16 protein-coding genes are annotated in these 16308 nt (G+C 54.5%); 11 read left to right on the forward strand and 5 right to left on the reverse strand.

The window, feature by feature from the left end; all coding sequences use genetic code 11:
- Positions 1-324: 324 nt before the first annotated feature.
- From CRO19_RS23160 to CRO19_RS23180, 5 genes are all read left to right on the forward strand, one after another.
- Positions 325-1338, forward strand: coding sequence for a LacI family DNA-binding transcriptional regulator (locus CRO19_RS23160; RefSeq protein WP_097098175.1), 1014 nt, complete (start codon positions 325-327; stop codon positions 1336-1338).
- A 17-nt stretch (positions 1339-1355) separates the two neighbouring features.
- Complete coding sequence (locus CRO19_RS23165; RefSeq protein ID WP_097098176.1) at positions 1356-2180, forward strand: sugar phosphate isomerase/epimerase family protein; 825 nt, start codon at positions 1356-1358, stop codon at positions 2178-2180.
- A gap of 234 nt (positions 2181-2414) precedes the next feature.
- Complete coding sequence (locus CRO19_RS23170; protein WP_097098177.1) at positions 2415-3143, forward strand: gluconate 2-dehydrogenase subunit 3 family protein; 729 nt, start codon at positions 2415-2417, stop codon at positions 3141-3143.
- A gap of 18 nt (positions 3144-3161) precedes the next feature.
- Positions 3162-4931: a GMC family oxidoreductase gene (locus CRO19_RS23175; protein ID WP_097098178.1), complete on the forward strand. Its 1770-nt coding sequence runs from the start codon at positions 3162-3164 to the stop codon at positions 4929-4931.
- A gap of 2 nt (positions 4932-4933) precedes the next feature.
- Positions 4934-6247, forward strand: a complete 1314-nt coding sequence (locus CRO19_RS23180; protein WP_097098179.1) for a c-type cytochrome — start codon at positions 4934-4936, stop codon at positions 6245-6247.
- 212 nt (positions 6248-6459) lie between these two features.
- Here CRO19_RS23180 and CRO19_RS23185 read toward each other — a convergent pair whose 3' ends face one another.
- On the reverse strand, positions 6460-6924 hold the full coding sequence (locus CRO19_RS23185; protein WP_097098180.1) for a heme-degrading domain-containing protein: 465 nt from the start codon (positions 6922-6924) through the stop codon (positions 6460-6462).
- 245 nt (positions 6925-7169) lie between these two features.
- On the opposite strand from CRO19_RS23185, the gene glsB reads away from it, so the two are divergent.
- The 3 genes from glsB (at position 7170) to CRO19_RS23200 (ending at position 10566) form a co-directional block, all read left to right on the forward strand.
- The gene (glsB, locus tag CRO19_RS23190; RefSeq protein WP_097098181.1) at positions 7170-8093 is read left to right on the forward strand and encodes a glutaminase B; all 924 of its coding nucleotides are present in this window, start codon (positions 7170-7172) and stop codon (positions 8091-8093) included.
- Positions 8094-8340: 247 nt separating this feature from the next.
- Entirely contained in the window at positions 8341-8754 is a 414-nt protein-coding gene (locus CRO19_RS23195) for a DUF2946 domain-containing protein (RefSeq protein ID WP_097098182.1), read from the forward strand.
- A gap of 66 nt (positions 8755-8820) precedes the next feature.
- Positions 8821-10566 carry a DUF2534 family protein gene (locus tag CRO19_RS23200; protein WP_097098183.1) on the forward strand — a complete coding sequence of 582 codons (1746 nt, stop codon included), beginning with the start codon at positions 8821-8823 and terminating at the stop codon, positions 10564-10566.
- An 80-nt stretch (positions 10567-10646) separates the two neighbouring features.
- Here CRO19_RS23200 and ahr read toward each other — a convergent pair whose 3' ends face one another.
- On the reverse strand, positions 10647-11663 hold the full coding sequence (gene ahr / locus CRO19_RS23205; protein ID WP_097098184.1) for an NADPH-dependent aldehyde reductase Ahr: 1017 nt from the start codon (positions 11661-11663) through the stop codon (positions 10647-10649).
- 122 nt (positions 11664-11785) lie between these two features.
- The gene (locus tag CRO19_RS23210) at positions 11786-12055 is read right to left on the reverse strand and encodes a hypothetical protein (RefSeq protein WP_097098185.1); all 270 of its coding nucleotides are present in this window, start codon (positions 12053-12055) and stop codon (positions 11786-11788) included.
- A gap of 278 nt (positions 12056-12333) precedes the next feature.
- Between CRO19_RS23210 and CRO19_RS23215 the strand changes: the two genes are divergently transcribed.
- From CRO19_RS23215 to CRO19_RS23225, 3 genes are all read left to right on the forward strand, one after another.
- Positions 12334-12894, forward strand: coding sequence for a thioredoxin (locus CRO19_RS23215; RefSeq protein ID WP_097098186.1), 561 nt, complete (start codon positions 12334-12336; stop codon positions 12892-12894).
- A 115-nt stretch (positions 12895-13009) separates the two neighbouring features.
- Positions 13010-13933 carry an extracellular solute-binding protein gene (locus CRO19_RS23220; RefSeq protein ID WP_097098187.1) on the forward strand — a complete coding sequence of 308 codons (924 nt, stop codon included), beginning with the start codon at positions 13010-13012 and terminating at the stop codon, positions 13931-13933.
- The gene (locus CRO19_RS23225) at positions 13933-14688 is read left to right on the forward strand and encodes a molybdate ABC transporter permease subunit (protein ID WP_097098188.1); all 756 of its coding nucleotides are present in this window, start codon (positions 13933-13935) and stop codon (positions 14686-14688) included. The genes CRO19_RS23220 and CRO19_RS23225 overlap by 1 nt, the downstream gene beginning before the upstream one ends.
- 444 nt (positions 14689-15132) lie before the next feature.
- On the opposite strand, the gene CRO19_RS23230 is transcribed toward CRO19_RS23225, so the two are convergent.
- Together CRO19_RS23230 and CRO19_RS23235 are read right to left on the reverse strand one after the other, a co-directional pair.
- Positions 15133-15606, reverse strand: coding sequence for a GlcG/HbpS family heme-binding protein (locus CRO19_RS23230; RefSeq protein ID WP_097098189.1), 474 nt, complete (start codon positions 15604-15606; stop codon positions 15133-15135).
- An 86-nt stretch (positions 15607-15692) separates the two neighbouring features.
- Positions 15693-16304 carry a response regulator transcription factor gene (locus CRO19_RS23235; RefSeq protein ID WP_097098190.1) on the reverse strand — a complete coding sequence of 204 codons (612 nt, stop codon included), beginning with the start codon at positions 16302-16304 and terminating at the stop codon, positions 15693-15695.
- Positions 16305-16308 lie beyond the last annotated feature (4 nt).

Below are 16308 nucleotides of genomic sequence, written 5' to 3' on the forward strand. Positions count from 1 at the left end.
TTTGATACCGGGTGCAAAAAAGCCTGCACTCACGCGTAAAAATGGCTATTTCGCGCTTTCTACTGTGCAAAATGTCAGCGATATCGGCCTGACAGTCAATCCGGCAAAGTGAAAATGAGCGAAATGGATCACATAAAGTTAATGTAATGCACCCGATTGCAAAAAATGTTGCAATCGGGTGCACTGATCAAACATAATCGCAACATCATAAAAACAGGGTTATTTGTCGCGCTTTCCGCCAAATGCCGCGCTTAGGTGTTTATTTTCGGTTGGGTTTCACGTTCAATGCTGGGGGTCTTCCGCTAATACCCCTACGCAGGTGCTATGAGTAAACCAACCGACAAACCACACAAAGCCACAGCCAGCGACGTGGCACGACTGGCAGGCGTCTCAAAATGGACGGTATCGCGTGCCTTTACGCCAGGCGCGTCGATCTCAGAGAAAGCGCGTGAACGCGTGATGGCCATCGCCAGCGAGCTGGGATATCGCCCTAACCTGCTGGCGCGCAGCCTGTCGCAAAAGAAGACGCACATTATCGGCGTGGTGATCGACGAGCTGAAAAATCCGCACACCATGCTGATGCTTGATACCGTTACCCGCCAGCTTCAGCAGCGCGGTTACATGGCGCTGCTGCTGAATATCGGCAGCGGCGAAAATTATCGCGCGGTACTTTCGCTGGCCGACCAGCTGCAGGTCGATGGCATGCTGTTTCTCGGCACGGTGCTGAGCGATGAGCTCATCGCCGTTGCGCGCGAAATGCACCACATTCCGCTGGTTCAGGTGTGTCGTAATAATGACGAACCGGGTATTGAGGTGGTGAGCGTCGATGGCTTGCGGGCAGGCAAACAGTTGGGTGAACTGCTGCTGGCACAAGGTTATACGCGTATCGGTTACATGATGGGGCCCGCCACCAGAAGCCATCACACGCTCCGCCTGGAAGGCCTGCAGCAGGCGTTAAATGAGGCGGGATTACCGCTTGATGTGCTGCTCACGGCTGGCGCATATGCCCGTGAGTGCAGCTACGCAGCGTTAACCGACTACCTGAACGCGCAGGCCCCCGACAAGCGTGTTGAAGCGTTGTTTTGCGAGAATGATGTGCTGGCGCTTGGCGCACTGGCGGCTTTACGCGAAGGTGCAGGCAATAAATTTATGGCGGTGGTGGGTTTCGATGATATTGACGAAGCCAGCTTGCCCAGCTGGCAGCTCACTTCGTTCAGCCAGCGCATTGATTTGATCATCACAGAAGCCTTAAACCGGCTGATTGATGGACGTGCCACTCCAGGTGGCGTTTGGTCTCAGGGAGAATTGCGTATTCGTCGCTCTCACCTGAAGCCGTGAGGTAACAAGGAGGAGAGATGAAGTTGTCGTTGCATGGCGTGTCTGTTTGGTACAGCAATGCCGTCACTCAGTTACGCATCGCCCATGAAACGGGCTTTAGCGGATTAGAAATCCTGCCAGAACATCTGTATCGCTATCTGGATAACGGTGGCAGCTATGCCGCCTACCGCGATTTGATGGCGAAATACAGCATCGAGATTACCTGCATCAATGCACTGAAACGCATTGGTCGCCATCAACCTGAAGCGCGTGCTGAATTGTTGCGCGAAGCGGAAAAAATCTGTCAGGCCGCGGTTGAACTGCGTTGTCCAGTGGTGCAAATCATGGCGCTGACCGAACTTGATCACTTGCCCGACTCCGAGCGCGATGCCATCCTGCTGGACAACATCTCCGCGATTGCCGATATCGGTGCGCCGCTCGGCATCAAATTCCAGATTGAAGTAGTGGCGTTCACCGCGTTCAACTCACTGCAGCACGCGCTCGATCTGATTAAACAGAGCGGCAAAGATAACCTGGGTGTGGTAGTGGATTTCTGGCATCTGCATGCGGGCGGCGCTACCACGCCAGCGGAAGTGGCGCGCATGGATAAAGATTTGATTTACGGCGTGCATTTCTGCGATGGCCGCGCGGCTAAACCGGGCGAAGCCTGGGACGAGTGGGTACAGCGTAATTACGCACCGGGCGAAGGAGAGATTGATATTTCCGCCTGGGTCGAAGCGGTAAAAGCCACCGGTTACGATGGTGTATGGTCGCCGGAATTATTAAGCCCGCGCAACTGGGAACAGGATCTCTGGGATATTTCCCGTCACTGCTATGAAGATATGAACAAATATATTCAATAAAGGTAAATTCAATTAACGGATTTTCCGTGAATAATAATGGCCCTGGCGGCCTGATAAATGACGTGCCTTATTTAAATACTTTCTGCCAAAAATAATAACGAACGTGGATTCGTCGTTGATGCCTGTGCGCTATTTGCATAGTGCATCACCGTGTTTGACAGTTCAGAACGTCGTGCTCTGTAAATAATAATCAGTGGTGTCCATCTTAGATGGAATGATTAAGGGATAAGAAGTATGAACCGAAGAGAAGCGCTCTTTTCGCTCAGTGGCATTGTGGCATCACTCGCCGTTGCGCCGCAGCTGCGCGCTAAAGAGCTACACAATGTTCCACTGGAAACCCAACTCAGCTCCGATCACCTGCCGCAACCGGCATGGCAAAATGGTTATCGGGTGCTCACTAACCCGCTGGATCGGCAGAATTTGGCCGCCATTTTTGATCGCCTCATCCCCGCCGATGATCTCGGCCCATCGGCCAGTGAAGCGGGTGGGATTGAATTCCTCGATAACCAATTAGCGGGTGATTATGGCTCCGGCGCAGCGCTCTATTTGCAGGCGCCGCTACACCCGGAAAATGAAGAAGCCTTGATGGGCAGTCCGCAATTCCTCACGCCACCGAAAGAGCGTTATTTAACCGGCTTAGCTGCATTGGAAAAGTGGGCACAGCAACATCATCAAACCTCTTTCCACGCCTTATCAGTTCAGCAGATCGATGACTTCCTGACGAAGATGGAAGACGGCAAGATCGATTTAGGAAAAGACGTAAATAGCCAGGCGCTGTTTGAATTAATGCTGCAAAACGCGCGCGAAAGTTATTTGGCCGATCCGATTTATGGCGGAAATAAAAATATGGCGGGCTGGAAGATGATCGGTTTTCCCGGCGCACGCTATGACTATCGCCCTTATATCGAACGCCGTAACGAAAATCTGGCACTTATTCCCGTCAGTCTGATTCCTAACGATTAAATAGCCGGAGCTGAGTCAATGTCATTAGTACGAAATAAAGCTGACGTCGTGATCGTCGGCCTGGGTTGGGCCGGTTCGGTGATGGCGGAAGAGCTCACCCGCGCGGGACTGAACGTGGTTGCCATCGAACGCGGTGCCTGGCGCGATACTTCTACCGATTTCCCGGTCGCCATTGATGCCGACGAACTGCGTTTTCATACGCGCCGTAAAATCCTGCAGCCCATGAGCGTGGAAACCACCACCTTCCGCAACCGTAGCGATCAGGTGGCCGCCCCGGTGCGTAACTGGTCAGCGTTTCAGTTTGGCTGGAACGTCGGCGGCGCGGGCACGCACTGGGCGGGGATGTCATGGCGTTTCTCGCCGTGGGATTTTGAAGTGGCAAAGCAAACCCGCGAACGCTATGGCGCAAAAAAGATGCAGGGTTTGCAGCTACAGGACTGGGGCGTAACCTACGACGACATGGCGCCGTTTTACGATCGCTTTGAGCGTATTGCCGGAACATCCGGTATCGCCGGCAATCTCAACGGTCAGCTGCAGAAAGGCGGCAACGTGTTTGAAGGGCCGCGCTCGCGCGACTATCCCACGCCTCCGCTGAAAGATACGCACTGGATGAGCAAATATCGCAAAACTACCGAAAGCATGGGTTATCACCCCTTCACGATCCCTGCCGGTAATCTCTCTCAGGCTTACGTGAATCCACTCGGCGTCAGCATGGGCCCGTGCACGTACTGCGGCTTCTGCGACTTCCACGGCTGCGGCAACTTCTCCAAATCCTCACCGCAAGCGTGCATTTTGCCGGTGCTGATGCGTCGTCCAAACTTCACGCTGCTGACCGAAACTGAAGTACTGCACGCCGTGAAGCATGACGATGGCAAAACGGTGAAAGGCGTTAAATTCATCACGCAGGATGGCGTAGAAGGTTTCCAGCCTGCCGATATCGTCTGCATCACCGCCTATCAGATGGATAACGTTCGTCTGATGCTGCTCTCCGGCGTGGGCGAGCAATACGATCCGCTCACTGGCCGCGGCACCATTGGCCGAAACTACAATTACCAAACCTGCTCCACTGTCACCGGATACTTCGATAACGAATATATGAACCCGTTCATCGGTGGCGGTGCGTTAGCAGTGCAGATTGATGACTATAACGGCGATAACTTCGATCACAGCGAACTCGATTTCATCGGCGGCGCGGGCATCATGGGCTTCTCCACCAACGGCCGTCCGATTCAAAACATGAATAGCTTGCGTCCCGGTACCAAACGTTGGGGCAGCGAGTGGAAAGCGGGCTATAAGCGCGATTACCAAAGTGCTGGCACCATCTTCTGTCAGGGCACCTCAATGCCGATGCGCGAAGCCTATCTCGATCTTGATCCGAACTATAAAGATCGTCACGGCCAACCGCTGATCCGCACCACCTTCGACTGGAACCAGAACGATGTGCGCATGGCGAGATATGTTACCGACCGCGCCATCAACATCATGAAAGAGATGGGCGGGCAGCATTGGGTGGTCGATAACCAGGCAGAGAAGCGCTGGAACCCCTACCAACAGCAAAGCTCACACACCATCGGTGGCGCGGTGATGGGCGCCGATCCTCGCACCTCGGCCCTTAATCCCTATCTACAAAGCTGGGATGCACACAACCTGTTTGTGGTGGGCGCGTCAGCCTTCCCTAACAACGGTGGTTACAACCCAACTATCACCGTGGGTGCGCTGGCCGTACGCGCCGCGCAGGCAATTCACCAGAAGTACATCAATAACCCGGCACCGCTGGTGGGGGCGTAATCATGGCGAAAGCAAAGAAGATAACCTACACGCTCGCCGCGCTGGCGGTGCTGGCTGGTATTGCGGCAACAGGCAGATTATGGGTGGTGTTGGACAGTGCCCGCTCCAATGTGGCCGACGATAAGGTGCAGTTGACCGATTTTCACAGCAATGATTCTGCTGCCATCAAACGCGGCGAATATGTGATGCGTCTTGCCGACTGCGCCGCCTGCCACAATGCCGACTTCTCAGGCGGCTACAAGATTGACACGCCGTTTGGCGCGCTGAAAACCTCGAACATTTCGCCAGATCGCGCCACAGGAATCGGCAAAATGACCGAGCGCGACTTCTTCAACGCGGTGCGTCAGGGGCGCGGCGAACATGGCTTCCTCTATCCGGCGATGCCATACACCGCTTACACCCAGATGAGCGATGGCGATATGCACGATCTTTGGGCCTATTTTTCGGTGCAAAAACCGGTGAACAACGCCGTAGATGAAAATGCGGGCATGAACTTCCCGTATAACATTCGCCTGGCGATGGCAGGCTGGAACCTGTTGTTTTTTGATAACAACGCGTTTAAACCGCAAACCACGCAGAACGACGAATGGAATCGCGGCAAATACATTGTGGATGGTCCCGCGCACTGCAGCGTATGCCACACCGCGCGTAACGCGCTGGGCGGCGAGATTGCGAGCCAATATCTACAAGGCGGCAATCTGGGCAGCTGGTACGCACCGGATATCACGCCAAATCCACATGCAGGCATTGGCAAATGGAGCGATGCGCAAATCGCCAACTACCTGAAAACCGGCTCTAACGGCGAGAGCGTGGCGGCAGGCCCAATGGCGGAAGCAGTTGAGCACTCAACGCAGTATTTTAACGATCGCGATCTGCAATCCATCGCCACCTATCTGCGCAGTTTACCGGCGTCTTCCACGCTGCAAGCCGCTGGATTTGTCATGGATAAAAGCCGTTACGATCAAGCCGCTCGGCGTTATGAAGTGGATTGCTCTGCCTGCCACGGTTTGGCCGGTGAGGGTATCACCGGCATGGTACCTGCCTTTGCTGGCAATGGTGCAATGCAAAACGATCCCACCAACATGATTCATGCACTGCTGGATGGCGCGCGGGCGCCGCACACCGAAGGCCGCCCAACGTCCGCAGGCATGCCGTCATTCTCCTGGAAGCTTAACGATCAGGAGATGGCCGACGTGCTCAACTACGTAAGGAATTCGTGGGGCAATCAGGGCGCAGAAGTGAAAGCCAGCCAGGTTGCGGAAGTGCGTAAAGTCACCGGCGCGGGCAATAAGTTGAAGGTGCCGGCGATGAAATAAATGTCATTATTTTCATCACATGCTTAAGCGGCGCGATTTATCGCATAATGCTCGCCAGTTAAGTCATGAAAAACCCTCATTACCGAGAGCACTATTGTAGCGGCGCAATTCATTGCGCGATAAATCGCGCCGCTACGGAAAGTGCAGCAATTTGATACGGTGCTTAACCGATCGGCATTACGCCATTCATGGTGCCGCTTCACACTGGATCATTAGCGCAGCAGCTGGGTGATTCCCCACAGCGCTAACGCATGATCCTCTTCTGACGGTAACCCACTAATAGTGACGGCGCCGATGATCGCGCCCTGCGACGTCAGCAGCGGGAAAGAACCGCCGTGATCGGTATAATCTTGCTGAAGGATATGACGCTGCTCTGCCATACGTTCGCCCTTCAGCTCATTCACAAGCCCCACATACATCGACGAGTGGCCGGTCAACAGCACGGTGTTACGCTTGCGCCGCATCCATTCAAGGTTTTCCGGCGTTGATCCCGGCAGCGCAGCCAGAAACAGCACCTGACCAAAGGCGTAGACTTCGATAGCAACAGGCACGTTATCCTCACGAGCGCGCTGCTGAATGCTTTGCCCAATTTGCCACGCCAAATCAAAATCAAACTGCGGTAAACGGTGCTCAGCTTCCTGCTGTAATAGGATTTCCAGAGACGGGAGCGATGACATGATAGATTCCTCTCAATCTGAAATAAAAATTCCATATTTTATACCATGGAAAATATCTTTCGCACATGGTGAAGTTCTCAGTTCATTCGCCGTTTACGGGAAGCGCTGCCCTCTCTCAACCCCGAGAGAGGGCATTGGCTGTTCAACCATTACCCAGAAGCCTCACAGAATTTTGCGCCGCTGATTGACGCGCTGCGCACAAATCACCATTATCCTGGCCACGATTTACTGCACGGAGCGTCAAGGTGTCGGAACTCAGTAATGCATTGCTTGAAGAGATTGTGAGCGAAGTTCGTCCATTAACGCAGCAGGGTAAAGTGGCGGATTATATTCCGGCATTGGCAGAGGTCGATGCTGACCACCTCGGCATTGCCATTTGCACGCCCGATGGACGCTGTTTCCAGGCGGGTGATGCAACGACACGCTTTTCAATTCAGTCGATCTCTAAAGTGCTCTCACTCAGCGTGGCGCTCACCTTGTATGAAGATGGCGAGATCTGGCAACGCGTGGGAAAAGAACCCTCCGGCCAGGCGTTTAATTCACTGGTGCAGCTGGAGCTGGAACAGGGTAAACCGCGCAATCCGTTTATTAATGCCGGTGCGCTGGTGATGTGCGACCTGCTGGAAAGCCGCCTTACCGCACCGCGTCAGCGCATGCTGGAAATTGTGCGCCGTCTGGCGCAGCAAAATGACATCAATTACGATCGCGCTGTAGCGCGTTCTGAATACGAACACTCAGCGCGCAACGCGGCGATTGCCTGGCTGATGAAATCGTTCGGCAATTTTCATAACGATGTCAGCAAAGTGATGGAAACCTACTTCCACTACTGCTCGCTGGCGATGAACTGCGAAGAGTTAGCGCGCACCTTCCTCTATCTTGCCAACCATGGCCGCACCCAGGATGGAGAATCGGCGGTGATTTCGCCGCGTCAGGCGCGGCAGGTGAATGCATTGATGATGACCAGCGGCATGTATGATGGCGCCGGAGAATTTGCCTGGCGCGTCGGAATGCCGGCCAAATCTGGCGTCGGTGGCGGCATTGTGGCCGTGATTCCCGGCGATATGAGTATCGCCGTCTGGTCGCCCGCGCTGGATCACTCGGGCAATTCATTAGCCGGTACCGCACTGCTGGAGAAACTCACCGAGCGGCTGGGAAGATCGATTTTTTAATTGTTCTGATTAATGCGACCCAAAGAATGAGCGCAACTGGTTTACCTGCAATGCTATTTTTATGGCCCCGCCCATAATGTTTCCGCGTTGTTCTTATCAGGTTGCACTAAAGTTAAAAGCTCCGCTTCATTAAGTGACTTTTTTCAAAAGGTGCGAATTTTTTCTAAAATAGGCTGAGTTTTTTTAACCCATCAACGGCAATCGCGTTACACTTCCGCCTCATTTACGGAATTATCCACTCGCTACCATGACGTTTTCACATCACTTCCGCCAACGTTTGACTGCCTGCGTCGCCATTGTGGCGGTGCTGCTGCTGTTCGTCGCGCCGATTGTGTCGAAAACCCTGATGGAACGTCACAGTCAGATGATGGCGATGCCGCAGCACAGCATGATGGATAGCTCAATGAGCCACCACGAGATGATGGCGGACATGCCGATGCCGGGCATGAGCCATCACATGATGGATGACGGCGAGTTTGCCTGTGGCTATTGTGACCTGCTGGTGCACGTGCCGCTGCTGATGTGGGTATTCATTCCGTTTATCTGGTTAATTCTGGTGATTTCGCGCGCGCCGCCGCTGCCTCACGTGGTTGCGCCGATCGTGCGTCGCTTCAGCACTATTCATCGCCCGCGCGCACCTCCCGCACTTCTTCCCTGCTGATCTTATTCACTACGGTGCACGCTCTGTTTGTGCGTTGCGCTAACACCATTTCTTTTTGGAAGGAAGATGGCTTTGTCTGCTGCTCACTCTGCAGCACCGCGCGGCGCGGTGCTAAATTTGCTACGTCGCTTACATTTTTATATCGGCCTGTTTGTCGCCCCATTTATCTTTGTGGCGGCACTCAGCGGGACACTTTATGTACTCACGCCTCAGCTGGAAAACCTGATTTATGCCGATGCGCTTACCGCTGAACCTCAGGGCAATGCACAGCCGCTGTCAGCACAAATCAGCGCGGCACGCGCCTATGCGGGTGAAAACCAGCATATTTATGCGGTGCGCCCGGCTCCGGATGCCACGGATACCACCCGCGTGCAATTCAGCGATCCCGCGCTCGGTGCCTCACAATCTCGCGCAATTTTTATCGATCCCTACAGCCTCAAGGTAAAGGGCGATATGCCGGTATACGGCACCAGCGGCGTATTACCGCTGCGCACTACGCTTGACCTGCTGCACAGCAGCCTGCTGCTTGGCGATTTTGGTCGCAACTACAGCGAACTGGCGGCGTCCTGGTTATGGGTAGCCGCACTTGGTGGCGTGGTGCTATGGCTGGGAACACGTCCGAAACGTAAGCTGAAGCAGCCGCGCAAGGGCTTCGCGTTCAGTCGCCACTGGCACGTCACGCTCGGTTTGACGTTGGTGGTGGGTTTGGTGTTTTTCTCGGTCACCGGCCTGACGTGGTCGCAATGGGCGGGCGGTAATATCGACCGCATGCGTACCGAACTGAACTGGTTAACACCGCAGGTGAACACCTCACTCAACAGTGAGGCACCAGCAGCTCCCGCCGATCCCCATGCCGACCACATGCCGGATATGGATATGTCGGACATGAGTATGCCGATGTCAGCGATGACCAAACCTGCGGCCGCAGCAGCAAAACCGATGCCGAATAATGCCGCCGACAGCGATTGGGATCGCGTGCTGAATGCAGCACGGCAGGATGGGCTGAGCGCATCGAAACTCGAACTGCGCCAGCCGAAAAGCGTGGATAAAGCCTGGGCGGTGACGGAAATAGATCGCAGCTGGCCAACGCGGGTGGATGCTGTTTCAGTCAATCCACAGGATTTCAGCGTGGTGGATCACGTCTATTTTGACCGTTTCCCGCTGGTAGCAAAGTTAACGCGCTGGGGCGTGGATGCGCACATGGGCGTATTGTTCGGTTTGCCGAATCAGCTACTGCTGGCCTTCTTTGGCCTTGGTTTATGCAGCATGATTGGTTTCGGTTATCGCATGTGGTGGATCCGTCGCCCCAGGGATGTCGATGCCAGTCCGGCACAAACACTGACCGAAACCTGGGTGGCATTACCGCACTACGCCAAAGGAGCGTGGCTGATGCTGGCATTGGCTCTGGGCTATGCTCTGCCGCTGATGGGCGCGAGTTTGCTGGCATTTTTAGGGGTGGATATCCTGCGCTGGCGTAAGCAACAGCGAGCGCCATTGGATGAGGCGGCGCTACTGGCGTCGCAGCAATCGCCACTCGGCATTATTCGCGCGCGTTTTGCGGTGAAACGGAAAGAGATGCGTTACTTCCTGCGCGGTTTGTTTATCCTCGCGCTGATTGTCGGCACGGTAATGAGTAACGCGATTATCGGTGGCGTGATCGATCAATACGGCATCCCATTCAGCCACTGGTCGCTAACCATGTATATCACGCAGGGCTTTATGATCGCGTTGTATACCACGGTGTTTACCGCATTAACCTCCATTCCGCTATGGTACTTCTTCCTCGGCGAAAAGGATGATTCGCGGGGATAACTGCAGTCTATGAAACGGTGCGCATACATGCGCACCTAATATCACAGGGTCGGCATTGCTGCCGACCTGGTCATCCGAGTTTAGAAATCAGCTTTCAACACTACGCGGTAATTGGCTTTACCGGCGCGTACGTGCTCCAGCGCGTCGTTGATTTTCGACATTGGGAACTCTTCAACATGCGGGGCGATATCCGCACGTGATGCCAGTTTCATCAGCGAGCGAAGCTGCCCAGGTGAACCGGTGGAGGAACCTGTCACCGCGCGATCGCCCATAATCAGGCTGAAAGCGGGTACTTCAAACGGTTTCATCACCGCTCCCACGGTATGGAATTTGCCGTGTGGTGCCAGCGCCTGGAAGTATGGCTGCCAATCAAGATCTACCGCTACGGTGCTGATAATCAGATCAAACTGTCCAGCTAGCGCGTTCAGCGCCTGGGGATCGCGGCTGTTTACCACGCGGTCGGCGCCCATCGCCTTAATCGACTCGGTTTTGCTGGCGTTGGAGCTAAAGGCCGTCACTTCGGCGCCCATTGCACGCAGCAGCTTAATCGCCATGTGGCCTAAACCACCGATACCAATGACACCCACGCGGCTGGTAGCAGTAACGTGATGCATCAGCAGAGGTTTAAACACCGTGATGCCGCCGCAGAGCAGCGGGCCCGCAGAGGTGAAATCCAACGCTTCCGGCAGCGGGATCACCCATTGCCAGTCAGCACGCAGATGGCTGGCGAAACCGCCTTTATTCATGATGGTTGGCACAGAACCGTTTTCGCAGTTAACGTGCTCGCCATTAATGCAGGCATTACAGTGCTGACAGCTTTTTGCCGTCCAGCCAATCCCCACACGCTGGCCCACTTTCAAACCTTTGTTTTGTGCCGCGTCGCCTAAGGCGCTAATGCGACCAATCACTTCATGGCCTGCAATCACAGGAAACGAAGAAATACCCCATTCATTATCGATCATCGAAAGATCTGAGTGGCAAACGCCACAGTAATCGACCTCAACCTGCACTTCTTCCGCAGCCAGTGGACCGGCCTCATACTCGTAAGGCACCAGCGCCTCGCCGGCGTTTAAGGCGGCATAACTTTTGATTTTCATTACTGTCCTCTGTATCAGCGTTTTTGACAGAGCAAGTCTAGCAGAGCGCTATTCACCGCTATGGCCATAATTCCGCCACTTAACCGCTTTACCGCGATGTCCGAGATGAAAAGCATTCAGGGTTAAAGCCGATCGTGATTAAGCGGCGTGCGGTACGCAACGCGCGCCTCTTCAATTAACTGGCTAGCGGTGACCGTGGGCGGCAATCGCATCAACACTTTGCTGGCTTGCCAGTAACACAGCACCATGGCTTCATCTGATTCGCTTTCCGCCATCTCCATGAGGCGACTGCGCAGGGTGGGCACGTCTATCGTTTGCTGCTCATCCATCATTTCAGTAATGGTTTCGATAAGTACCTGATGAATAATTTTCCAGGAGATATTGGCAAACACATTGAACCTCGATGCTTAACGTTCGGCTCCAGGCAAATGAATCAAAAATGCCGCGGATGCGGCAGGCTTATAAGCGTGAAACAGGATTAACTATAGCCGCTTATTTTCTGAGCAACCCCGCTGGAGCCTCTACTTTCTTGTAGCTTGCGGATCTATAAAACGATTTTTTTTGCTTCGTTCGAATGGCCTTGTAACAAAAAAGCACAAGCTGGCGCTGGCTGTCCGCGCAGTGCTTTGCCAAAGTAAGGCCACGTCTAGTCACATAACAGGGAATTACGATGAGCCAATCCACTGCATTACATGCCGATCCGTTGGTTTGGGGCCACGGTCCAAAGGTGTTTGAAGCGTTTCTGGAACCCACCTGCCCGTTTTCCGTGCGCGCGTTTAATAAGTTTGATGCGCTGCTGCGGCTGGTGGGTGAAGATAAAATGACGTTAAAGATCCGTTTGCAGTCGCAGCCGTGGCATATGTATTCCGGTGTAATAGTGCGTTATATCCTGGCTGCCTCGACCTTACCGGAAGGTAAAGCAGCTGCAAAAAAAGTGCTGCAGGCAGTCGCCGATCATCGTGAAGAGTTTGAGTTTACCGATCACAGCCATGGCCCAAATATGGACGCCACGCCAAACCAGATTCTCGATCGCCTGGAGCAGTACAGCGGTGTGAATGCACGCGAACCTTTCCTGCGTGCCGAGCTGCAAAACGAGATCAAATGGCACAGTAAATATTCGCGTCAGAACGGCATTCACGTATCGCCTACCTTTATCACCAACGGTTTAGTTCAGTTGGATATCGGCAGCGGCGATGACATCGAATCCTGGGCCAAACGTATCCTCGCCTGACTCCTGTGGCCTGCGACGGCAGGCCTTTAGTATGATTTCGCAATAGATTTTCCCTTGCACTGCGAAGGCGATTTCCGATAATCGCTATCTACCTAATTATATAGCGAGAAAGGGAATGCGATTCACACACCTCACCGCGCTGCTGCTCACCGCTGGCGCGGGCTTGAGTTTGCATGCTCAAGCCAATACCGATATTCGCGTCACTTATGCCGGCTCCATGGGCAAAGTCATGGATCAAGCTTTAGGTCCAGCCTTTGCTAAAGAGAGCGGTGGCAAGTACGAAGGCCAGGGACAGGGCGCATATGGTATGGCGCGCTTGCTGGCGAGCAAAAAAATTACCGCCGATGTATTCGTATCCATCACGCCCGGCCCAATGCAGATCCTGAAAGATGCCGGCTTAATTGACGATGCGGTTCCCGTTGCGAGCACCAGTATGGTGGTGGCGTACAGTCCGAAAGGTCAATATGCGCAGCAGTTTGCTCAGGCAAAAGGTAGCGATGCCAGCTGGCTGAAAGTGCTGGCAACACCGGGTATCAAGTTTGGTCGCACCGATCCGATCAACGATCCTAAAGGTCAGAACATCATCTTCACCCTGCTGCTGGCGGAGAAGTATTACCAGCAGCCAGGCATCGCCGATAAAATTATGGGCGGCTATCAAAACCCGGCGCAAACCCATCTCGAAGGCGGCCTGTTGACGCGTCTGGAAAGCGGTCAGGTTGATGCCGCAGCCGGTTATGAGAGCGAAGTGATCTCCGCGCATCTGCCTTATGTGGCGCTGCCCGACGAGATAAATCTGAGTAATCCCGCGATGGCGAAACAGTGGTATGACACGGTGAGCTTTAGCGTGAAAGACAGCGAGGGCAAAGACAAAGCGTTGCATACGCAGCCGCTGGTCTACTATGCGGCCGTGTTGAAAAATGCCCCACACGGCAGTGCGGCCGGCAAAGCCTTTGTTGATTTCATGCTTAGCCCGTCAGGCCAGGCGTTATTTAAACAGAATGGGTACGCCGTACCAAAAGGCGGTTCAATTTACCCGTAATGAAAATCCGTCACGCTACCGCGCTGTGGCTGTCTCTGCCGGCACTGCTGTTGCTGGCGGTGCCGTTTCTCACGCTGATTGGCGTCACCCACTGGCAGCACCTGCAACTCGCGTGGGGTGATGGCAGTGCGATTGTGACCTCGCTAGGTTTAGGAGCCATCGCGCTGCTGCTGATTTTTATCAGTGGCTTGCCGGTGGCATGGTGGCTGTCGCAGGCCCGGGGACTGGCACGGTTGATGGTTGAACTGCTGGTGATGATTCCGCTTCTGACGCCGCCGCTGGCGATGGGGATTTTATTGGTCAGCGCCTACGGGCCTTACAGCGTGCCAGGCGAGTTGCTGAGCAAGTTTGGCTGGACGCTGGTCAACAATCCTGCCGCCTTTGTTCTCGCGCAGTGGTATGGCGCACTCCCCTATTTCATTACCAGCGCTCGCTCGGCATTTGCCGGCGTGCCGATGGATATTCTGGAGGCGGGCCGCACGCTAGGTGCTTCACCGTGGCAACGTTTCTGGCGCTTGTCGATACCGCTCGCCGCGCCGGGATTGGCCTCAGCCAGCGCGCTGGCGTGGGCACGCGCCATGGGTGAGTTTGGCATTGTGATGATCTTTGCCTATTTCCCTCAGGGGATGCCGGTGCAGCTCTATAATAATCTGCAAAACAACGGGATTGATGCGGTGTATGTGCTGCTGTGGCTGTTGCTGCTGTTTACCTTGCCAGTGCCGCTAATCAGCTTTGCGCTGTCACGCCGCGTATAAGGTCGCCACTGATGGCGTAATGCCGATCGGTTAAGCCACGGTTGTGCTTCAGCTCGGTGCGCATTAATGCGCACCCTACTGAATTCCAATGCGTAGATTGTAGGGTCGCCATTGATGGCGTAATGCCGATCGGTTAAGCCACGGTTTGTGCTTCTGCTCGGTGCGCATTAATGCGCACCCTACTGTATTCCAGTGCGTAGATTGTAGGGTCGCCATTGATGGCGTAACGCCGATCGGTTAAGCCACGGTTTGTGCTTCTGCTCGGTGCGCATTAATGCGCGCCCTACTGAATTCCAATGCGTAGATTGTAGGGCCGCCATTGATGGCGTAACGCCGATCGGTTAAGCCACGGTTTGTGCTTCTGCTCGGTGCGCATTAATGCGCACCCTACTGTATTCCAGTGTGTAGATTGTAGGGTCGCCATTGATGGCGACCTGGTGCCGATTACTGAATCGCTTTCAACGCATCCATCGCACAGGCTTCATCCAGATTTCCGCCCGGCGCGCCGCCGATGCCAATTGCACCAATCACCTGTTCACCGCTTTTCACCGGCACGCCGCCTGCCAATAGCAGGAAGCCAGGAACGTCACGCATATTCTGCGCGCCCGCATTGCTCTGCGCGGTTTCCATCACTTTCCCGCTGAGGTTTTTGGTGCTCAGCGCGGTATACGCTTTCATCTGGCTGGCTTCGATGGTGTGCGGACCGGCGTTATCCATGCGCTGTACGGCTTTAACCAGCCCGGCGCGATCCACCACGGTGACGGTAACGTTATAGTTTTTCGCCGCACACGACTGAATTGCTGCGCTAGCGATCTTCTGCGCATCCGCCAGTGAAAGGTTGGATTCGGTTAATGCAGCGTGACTGCCGAAAGAAACAACGGCCGCCACAGCGGCGATGAGAGAAAGGCGCATGTTCATGTGTCACTCCTGTTTAATAGTGAGTGACACTGTAATCCGCAGGCAGGAAAAGAAATATTCGGGCGATTACGCGTTCGGCCAGGTAGTTATACCTGGTTCAACTGCTGCCAGGCGTGAATCAGTTGCGCGAGATTATTGAGCTCCAGCTTAGCAAACACTGCGGCACGGTGCGCCTCAACGGTACGCGGCGACAGCGATAAATCGCGCGCGATCGCTTTGCTGGTGTGACCGGCAATCATCAGCTGCATGACTTCACTTTCACGTGCGGAAAGCAAGGCAAAGCGCGCCTGCAGCCCCTGCTGCGACTGCCAGCGATCGGCACGCTGCTGGCTTTCATTCATCGCCTGATGAAGCGTTTCCAGTAACGGTTCGATGTCCAGCGGTTTGGTATAAAACTCAAACGCTCCCTGGCGAAACGCGCGGCGACAGGCATCGATTGTCCCGTGGCCTGTCATAATAATCACAGGCAACAGCGGGTGGCGATCGCCCTGCTCCGCCAGCCAACTCAGTCCGCTAATCCCCGGCATCCGCACGTCCAACAGCAAACAACCGCGCAGCGGCTCACGCGATTGTGTGGCTGCTTCAAACGCGGCTAGGTCGGCAAAATCTTCCACCTCATAATCCAGCGCTTTCAGCAGAAAACCGAGCGATTCACGCACGGATAAATCATCATCCACTAACCAAACCTTCGCGCTCATTCCG

Origin of the sequence: Candidatus Pantoea floridensis, assembly GCF_900215435.1 — a bacterium.
GTDB lineage: Bacteria > Pseudomonadota > Gammaproteobacteria > Enterobacterales > Enterobacteriaceae > Pantoea > Pantoea floridensis.